This is a genomic window from Pseudoalteromonas sp. S3260 (genome assembly GCF_005886925.1).
Classification (GTDB): Bacteria; Pseudomonadota; Gammaproteobacteria; order Enterobacterales; family Alteromonadaceae; genus Pseudoalteromonas; species Pseudoalteromonas tetraodonis.
On record NZ_PNCV01000047.1, the window covers coordinates 1 to 8,597 of the forward strand.

5 protein-coding genes are annotated in these 8,597 nt (G+C 39.7%); all 5 read right to left on the reverse strand.

Going from position 1 to position 8,597, the window contains the following annotated elements:
* Positions 1-413: 413 nt before the first annotated feature.
* Positions 414-1,208, reverse strand: a complete 795-nt coding sequence (locus tag CWC14_RS09415; protein ID WP_024600782.1) for a LytR/AlgR family response regulator transcription factor — start codon at positions 1,206-1,208, stop codon at positions 414-416.
* Positions 1,208-2,191: a sensor histidine kinase gene (locus CWC14_RS09420; RefSeq protein WP_138562568.1), complete on the reverse strand. Its 984-nt coding sequence runs from the start codon at positions 2,189-2,191 to the stop codon at positions 1,208-1,210. Before CWC14_RS09420 ends, CWC14_RS09415 begins: the two co-directional genes overlap by 1 nt.
* 133 nt (positions 2,192-2,324) lie before the next feature.
* Positions 2,325-4,853 (reverse strand): glycoside hydrolase family 3 protein, encoded by a 2,529-nt coding sequence (locus CWC14_RS09425; RefSeq protein WP_138562570.1) that lies wholly within the window; start codon positions 4,851-4,853, stop codon positions 2,325-2,327.
* Positions 4,854-4,902: 49 nt separating this feature from the next.
* Positions 4,903-5,679: a family 16 glycosylhydrolase gene (locus tag CWC14_RS09430; RefSeq protein WP_075169810.1), complete on the reverse strand. Its 777-nt coding sequence runs from the start codon at positions 5,677-5,679 to the stop codon at positions 4,903-4,905.
* Positions 5,680-5,754: 75 nt separating this feature from the next.
* On the reverse strand, positions 5,755-8,439 hold the full coding sequence (locus CWC14_RS09435; protein WP_138562572.1) for a TonB-dependent receptor: 2,685 nt from the start codon (positions 8,437-8,439) through the stop codon (positions 5,755-5,757).
* Positions 8,440-8,597 lie beyond the last annotated feature (158 nt).

The following is an 8,597-nucleotide window of genomic DNA, read 5'->3' on the forward strand; positions in this document are numbered from 1 at the left end:
AGCGGTCAGCGGTCAGGTAATAAAAATAAAACACCGAGCCTTTTGCAAGCGCAATTTTTATATTGTAGGCGGGAGTTTACCTCGCGCAGGTTTTAGGTTTTAGCAATGAGAAACTGTGTTTCTAACGTAAGTAAGCTCTATGTCCACATTGAAAATAGACGATAATATTATCTCTAAAATATAGCTTGCTGGTGTTTAAATACTCATGGTGATTTTGAACTTCTCATTTACCCCTCATTCATTTCTTTTTGTGCATTTAAGTTTGTAAGGGCGTTATTCACAAAGAGATTAAGAGGCGCTGCGCTTTTAGAGAAGTGATTAAAACATTATAAATCAGAAGCTGCGCTTCTAACGTAAGCAAGCTCTCCGTCCACATTGATAATGTTGGCGGTGGTGTTACCAAAAAACCACCGTTATTGTTTTATTAAGCTCTTTAAGTTTTTACTGTACGTTCTACTTACCTTGAGTGTTTTTTCGTTATCTAACACCGCCATATATTCAGAATTACGTAATGGGTTGAGCTGTTTGATATGGCTTAAATTAACAATGGTTGATTTATGTATGCGTAAGAAGTCTTCTGGTAAGGTATTTTTTTCAAGATCTTTTAAACGCGCACGCATTACATGGGTTTCAGCCAGTGTATGAACACACATATAATCGCCTGCGGCATCAATCCATAAAATATCTTTAAACGGAATTATTTGAATTGGGTTTTTAGCATCTTGGATGACTAAGTTTTCGGCTTCAAATTTATATTCTGAGTTTTTTGAGCTTTCTAATTCTTGATGTTCGTTTTCTATCAGCGATTGGTGTACTTCAATCAATGTATTTTTTCTGTGGAGTTGCTCTGTTTTTACTACTCTTTCTATGGCTTCTGCAAGGCGAGCTAACTTAACGGGCTTGAGTAAGTAGTCAAGAGCTCTTACCTCAAATGCTTTAACGGCATGCTGGTGAAACGCAGTAACAAAAATAACCGCTGGACAGCTTTCTGGTTGAAAATATTTAATTAGTTCAAAGCCTGATTTTGTTGGCATTTCTATATCTAGAAACACTAAATCAACGTCATGTTTGTTAAGTACGTTAATAGCGTCATCAACACTTTGTGCACTGCCAATCACTTCAATTTCAGCAAAGGCCTCTAAACGAATACGCAACCCTTCAATAGCGCTGTATTCATCGTCAACAAGTAATGTTTTTAATTGAATCATTATTGCAAACCATTAATAGGAAGAGAAATACAAAGCCATGCGCCGCCTGATTTGCCATTGCCTTTTTCAATGCGATGGCTATTTCCATACATTAATTTTAAGCGTTGCTCGCAATTAGCCAAGCCAATGCCCCTTTTCGATTTTTTATTATCGTCAAACCCTTTACCAGTATCTGCAACTTTAATGAGCAATGCGGTTTTTGTTTTTTCAACTTTAATTGTGATCACCATTTTTTGATCTGCTCGCATACCATGTTTTAACGCGTTTTCTACCAATGGTTGAATTAATAAAGAAGGTATTAATAAATCGTTGCATGGTTCATCAACGTTAATATTAACCTCTAACCGGTCAGTAAATCGACATTGCTCTATATCTAAGTAGGTTTTTAATATGGCAATTTCTTCTTTAATCGCTACTTTTTCAAGCGGATCGGTATACAAACTATGGCGCAATAGATCACAAAGCTTTTCGAGCATATTCACTGCCTGCACACTTTCTTTTTTTAAGATTAAGGTGCAAATAGCATTAATGCTGTTAAACATAAAGTGCGGATTAAGCTGATATCGAAGCATTTTAAGCTGTGATTCTTTAGCTAGGTGTGTCGCTTCTGCGGCTTTTTGAGTTTGCTCTAAATTGTCGAGATATATTTTTATCCCGTAATAAAAAGCAGTCCACGTTGAGAGCATAGTTAACGATGCAGACGTCCATGTACCAAAGTCAAACCATGTCATTGAAAGCCACCAATTGCCATATAACCACTGCAAAGACGCCCATTTAATTTGTGTCCAAATTAATGTGGCAGTTAACAGCAGCACTAGGTGCAGTGCTATTTTAACTTTAATCCCTTGCCTTTTTGAGCAGTTATAAGCCCTTCTTAAAAGCAAGGTAATTAAAAAGCCACACGCTACATCAATAACTAAATGCGGAATATGTATCGACCATGGCTCGTCGCTTGGTATTTTTATCATTAGCTCGGTCAGCATTGCATACACAATCCAACCGCAGCTCTGAAACAACCAGAAAAGATGACTTCTGGGATTTTTGGAATTCAAATTAATACGTCCAACTTTAAAGGCAGTTGAATAGCTTACTTATTATCAACTGCCTTTGCCTTATTTATTTTGAGCACGTGATTGATAATGCGTCATTATTAGGTTTTGCAGTCAACGTGATATCTGCAACTGCTAAACTTAAACGCTGAGCTGAAATACGAATTACATCTGACATGGATTGTTCAATCAGTTCGCTATCGGCGCAATTGAGTGCGATTGATAAAGTATGCCAGCGCTTATCTGCCATTGTTTTTTCAAACGATGAAAAATCAATACTTCTTAAACAGTTATCTAAATTACACATTACTTGTAACTGGGCACCTTGCTCTGGAGCTTTATCTAATCGCATCTTTAGTTCAAGGTAACCTGATTTAAATTTGCGTTCGAGTAGCGTAGGTTTTAAGTAACTTAGGCTAAGCGTTGCATCTGAGGATTGAGATTGCCACTTAAACTGCCTTGCATCCTCTTGATACGATAAATTAACCGATTGCATTAACAAACTTTTTTTATCGCCACTGGTGGCCGATGAACCACTAGTTAAAACCTTTGCTGTTGTATCAGCTAACGCCCAAGTGAGATTTTTAGCTAAACTTTTTACAAACAATGGGTGTGCATCGCTTTTAACGATTTTTTTAGGGCTTGTAGTTTCACTCACAACAGGTATGTTTACTGTGTCTTGATAAGTTAGCCCGTAGCCATAGGCAAAGAGCGGGTCGTAATTTACATCGCCTAAGTTAAGGCTAAATTGGTCGTCGTATTTAGGCCACGAAAAACTCAACTTACCGCTAAAATCAAACTGACTGTTACCGTTTTTATCTGTTAGTAATACGTCTGCAACTCCCTCACCCTCAGAGCCTGGTAACCATGCAGCAACAAAGGCATCTGATGCATTGAGTTCTTTATTGACCCAAAGCGGGCGACCACTTAAAAATACGGTGACTACCGGAATATTGTCTGCCTTAAGTTTTTTCAGCAGTGCTAGAGCGTGTTTGCTTTCATGCTGAAACTCTAGCATCTCTATATCACCAAACCACTCAGCATAAGGCTCTTCACCAATAACAACAATGGCTACATCTGGCTTGGTTTTATAGTCACCAGACTCACTTAAGCTTATTTCACCGCCTGCTTTTAATACTTGCGACTTTAAACCTGCATAAATAGAGGTCGCATTTGGAAAGTCGCTATTAGTATTGTCTGTGCCCTGCCAAGAAACGCTCCAGCCACCGGCTTGCATATTGATTGCATTGGCGCCTTTACCGGCAACTAAGATGCGGCTATGCGCTTTAATTGGCAAAACGTTTTCGTTGTTTTTTAATAGAACGAGTGACTTGCGAACCGCTTCTCTTGCCAAAGTGCGATGCTCATTAGCGCCTAACCACTGCGGGTGTTGTGATTCAGGTCGCGCTGATGGTTTACCCTTTGTAAACACCCCCCAGCGGATTTTAGCCCTTAAAAAGCGTCTAACCGCATCGTTTATTCTTGATTCGGCTATTACCCCCTCTTTCACTTGCTTAACAGTATTATAATAAAAGGCTTCAAAATGCTCTGGCACCATGATTACATCAACGCCCGCGTTAATTGCTTGCGCACATTGCTCTAAATCGCAGCCTTCTACAAACTTATGCGCATTCCAATCGCTTACAACAAAGCCATCAAAACCTAACTGGTTTTTAAGTACATCCGTTAATAAATGTTTATCGCCATGTACACGTTTACCATTCCAGCTATTGAAGGATGCCATAACGGATTGCACTCCCTCATTAATCGCTGAAAAGTAACCTGGGCTGTGAATATCTCTTAACCCTTTTTCATCAATTAACGTATTACCGCGGTCAATACCTCGCTCAGTTCCTCCATCTCCCACAAAGTGCTTAGCGGTGGCAATACGGTTACTGCCTTTTAAAAAGTCAGCGCCTATGTCACCTTGAATACCAGTCACCATGTTACCCGCATAGTATTTAACTAAGTCAGGATCTTCTGAATAGCTTTCATAGGTTCTCCCCCAGCGATCATCTCTGACAACCGCTACTGTGGGTGCAAAACTCCACTCAATACCCGTGGCCGACACTTCCTTTGCTGTTGCTTGCCCTATACGTTTTATTAAATCGCCATCGCGCGCTGCGCCTAAGCCAATATTATGCGGAAATAGCGTAGCACCATACACATTGCTATGCCCATGCATGGCATCGGTCCCCCACACCGTCGGGATCGCAATACCATCTATGGTCGAATCCATAGAAGCCAGGTACATTTCATCTGCGTATTTTAACCAAGTAGCTTGATCCGCTCGTTTGTTACCATAAGGGGCGGTATTCCCGCCATTTAGATAAGAGCCAAATCCATACTTTTTCATTTGCTCTACACTTAAATAGCCAATTTCTGGCTGTATCATTTGCGCAACTTTTTGCTCTATAGTCATTGTTTCGAGCAGTTTATCAATCTGTTTTTCAACGGCAGGATCACGCTTAAGTTGTGTGTTCACATAAGGCCAATTAACTTGCTGATTGTCTGCACTCAATACATTTTGGCAGTTAAACATGCCAAAAACAGGCAATAAGCAAAGTAATAATTTAGGGTGTTTTATTTTCGACATTTAAAACCTTCGAGATTAAATACTGTTTTATAAATACGGATTGATTAATTTAGTGTGGAATATATTCAATAAAATCATAATATGCCCATGAAGGGCTGCCGTAGTATTGACCCGGAAAGTAATTTCCTTGAGTCGAGTTGTCACCATTCCACTGGTTAATCATTATTTTTGTTTTATCAATTGGCCACGCATAGCTGGGAATTTCATTATTAGCTATTACGCCATCCCCATTGTCTTTGTACATCACTCTAATTGTTTTCTCGTTTCCTTGTGAGTCGAAGAGATACCAACGAATTGATGAACTTGACCAATCAAAGCCAATGGTTAATAAGTTTTCTCTGTAATCAAGCCCGAATTGGCTTAAATCAATATCCTCTTCCCAGCTTTGATATGTGCCTCCTTGGGGCTGGTAGATAACATTGGTATGAACGACATTGCCTAAAGAAGGTAATAGTTCGATATCTATCTCTTGCCACGCACGCCCTGGCGAATCCCACCATGAGGTGTAAGTAAAAATAGAAGACACGGTACCGGCGATATTGCCCGACTTAACACTACCTTGTACCTTACCAAAACTATAAAAGTGATTACTTTGCAGCTCAGCACACGCACCTTCTGATAAGGAAAGAGTGATGCCGTGTTGACTTGGATTAATCATTCCTGGAGTAAATTCGCAGCCAAAAGGCGAGCCATTATCGCCACTACGTGCACTCCAAATACGAGTGTCAAATCCCCACGAAAAATCGTCTTTAAAATAGTTAGCGTGTGTGGCGGGTGAAATAACTATAAGGCCAGCAACCAAGGTTGAAATTAGCTTCGTTTTCATTATTAAATTCCTTATTTAATCAAGCACCTCCTACAATACTCTAGACTGTAGGAGGGTAATTTTTTACTCGGTTATTTAGAATGAAAAACCCGCTCTCATGCCGTAGTATCTCGGCATGCCAAAGCTGCCTTTGGGGATCCCTTTGCCAGTATTATTCCAGTATTGAATAGTTTCATCTGAAGCATTATTAACAAACACTTCTGCAAACCAGTTTTGTCCTTGCGGCTCATACTTAATAGAGGCGTTAAATACGGCAAACGCATCGCGGCTATCATCGATATATTTTGTTGCTTCATCTGGCACTTGAAAATCCATGTCATCTAAATGTTTATCAACATTCCATACCGTTGAGTACGACTCATCTTTCCAACTGGCATTTAACCATGCGTGAACAAAACCATACTCTCCTAAGTTGAGTGTATGTGTGTAACTGATATTGGCGGTAAACTCAGGGGTCATTGCTAAATTATTCCCCTTAAGATTGGTAGCTAACAGGGTATTTTCAGGATCTTTTGATTCTTCATAAGAAATATCAAACAGATACTCCGCGTCGTAATCCCATTTAGTATTCCAATCTTCAGTAACTTTTGCATCAGTCCACGTTACGTAACCACTAATTCGACCATTTGGATACGGCTTCCAGTCAAACTCAAGCTCAATCCCTTTTATTGTTGAACCAGGGACATTTTGTGTGTAATAAGCAATGACAGGTTTGTTTTGAAAATCAAGAACAGGCTCGCCATTACCGTCTAAAATGGGAGAGCCATCTTCATCTTCGACTACAGATAAGCGCTCAACATTACCGATAGAGCCTACTGATGCATATTGCATATCGGTGTAGTCAGTATAGAAAAATGCCGCTTTTAAGTTTAATGAGTTATCAAAAAAGCTCGATTTAGCCCCTAATTCCCAAGTAAGTACTTCTTCTGGATTAAACTTGGTTTCAAAACGAGTAACGTCACCGGTTCTGTCGTTTACCACTTCGTAAACATCACCAATACCACCGGCTTTAAAGCCACTGGCAAGATAGGTATAAACCATGGTTTCAGGTGAAATGTCATAATCTAAACCGACACGAAAATCATGGTGTTTCCAGCTTCCCTTATTGTCGTTTTCAAAGTACGACGCATAAATAGAAGGGTCTTCGTAGTAATCAACAGGAAGGTTATTTAAATCAGTTCTATTTAACCAACCTACGGCGCAGCCATCAGCATTAGAACAGCGATAGGTTTTTCCGCCTTTATCTTCTTTTGTTTCATCACTAAATCGATAGCCAAGTGTTAGGTGTAACTTTTCAGTTAAGTTGTATGTACCTTGGCCAAATAATGCGAGGGCATCGGTAGAACGATCGGGTTGATCCCAAAACGCTTTGTCATCCATAGGGTTATCGTAATAACCTAAGGTTTTTGTTCTTTCATGAAAGTAATTTATACCTGCAATCCAGATAAAGTCGCCATATTCATCAGATTGTATTTGCAGCTCAGTTGAAAAAGATTCTGCGCCAGTGCCGTCTAAAAAGTAAGTTGCGCCATCCCAAGGGTCTAAACCTACTTCACTATCTTGTGCTGAAGAGCGTTCCATATCTTCATAGCCCAATAACCAGACAAGCGAATATTCATCGTTTATGTCGTAGTTAAGGGTATTTCTTAAGTACGTGATGTCTAAATTAAGCTTACCGGGCACATTTACAACCGCCTGATAAGTATTATCGCTGGGTAAAAAGTTGGTGCAGTCTCCCCCTAGTTCAGCACTTCTGCCGCGAATTTTATCGCAGTTAACTAAATCTAGGTTGTTATTGCTATCATTTACATACTTTTGAAAAACGGTGTGGTTTGAAAAATTACCATCTAAAGGCTCCCATAGGGTGCTAACTCTAAATGAATATTCATCCGCATTATTGTAAAAATTGCTTTTATCAGCTGGTGTTAGTGCGCGAACTTTTTGCGCTTCTGGATCTGTGCCAGCGCCATCTATCCACCAGTTTTCTCGTTGGGTAATTGTTTGACCCACGCCTTGATAAGAATCTTCAGAGATTACCGGCGCATTAAGAATATCGTCGCTTAAGCGTCTTGAGTCATATTGGTTAGGATCGTAATACCCTTCTAAATAAGAATCCCGTTTCAAGCCTTTTCCTGAAAACCTAACGGCAAATTCATCATTAATAGGAATATTTAAAACGGCATCAATATTTTTACTATTAAAGTTTCCCGCTTCGATACTAACGTTGCCATATAAGTCGGTAAACTCTGGTTTTGCTGAAATAACATTAATACTACCCACCGTTGAGTTACGACCAAATAGAGTGCCTTGTGGACCCCTTAGAGCTTCAACCCTGTCTATGTCGTACATCAATGCAAGGGCACCTTGCATACGTGGTGAGTAAATACCATCAAGGTGAACACCCACAGCCGGATCGCCAAGCTCAGTAATATTAGTAGAGCGTACACCTCGCATTGAAATAACCGGCGCAGCTTGATCTGTTGCAGTTGAAATATCTAAGCCAGGGACTAAGTTAGCAATGTCCTTAACGCTATTAACACCGTTTCTTTTCAGCTCAGCTTCAGTTAATGCTGTAATGGCAACAGGTGTTTCCATTAGTCTTGTTTTGCGCTTAGTTGCTGTTACCGAAATGATTTCTAATGAAACTGTTTCTTTTTCTGACGCTTGCTCTTTATCCGTAGAAGCTTCTTGAGCATTCAATGGCATTGAACAAGCCAACGCAACGGCTATTGATAGTGCTGTTTTATTTATTGTGTGCATGTTTGACCTTTTGGATGTGTGTGTAAACGTTAAACTTTGTTACTTTTATTTAACAGTCTTATAGTATCCATACGGCTTATTTTTAATACTAGTCAAATACGCCAAGGCGAGTTAGATATAATACAAACCGAAATTGCTCGTATCCGTCCGGTGATCAC